Raw genomic sequence first — 266 nt, 5'->3', positions numbered from 1 at the left:
CATCATCACTTTGTTGGGCAATTTAAAGCTGCTGTCTCTGCAATTAGAAATTCTTATCCTGCATTATATTGCTTTGATAAACTAGGAGTTAATTTGGTTGTCCATGGACATCAACATTGCAATCAGAGCTTACCAATTGGTAAAAGTGGTTTTAATATTTTTGGTGTGAGGTCGATGGGATTTCTTACAGATACGTACCAAAATGGCATCAATCATATTTGTATTAAGGATAATGAGAGTGTTGTAACTTCTTATCACTTTTCGCC

1 protein-coding gene is annotated in these 266 nt (G+C 35.0%); it reads left to right on the top strand.

Translation table 11 applies throughout. From position 1 onward, the window contains the following. A partial coding sequence (locus R0K30_RS22235; RefSeq protein ID WP_410613043.1) for a hypothetical protein occupies positions 1-266 on the top strand: 266 nt, incomplete at both ends.

The organism is Bacillus sp. SIMBA_154 (genome assembly GCF_046536015.1).
Classification (GTDB): domain Bacteria; phylum Bacillota; class Bacilli; order Bacillales; family Bacillaceae; genus Bacillus; species Bacillus pumilus_P.
The sequence above is the reverse complement of the archived record's forward strand: the minus strand, read 5'-3'. Positions and strand labels throughout refer to the sequence as shown.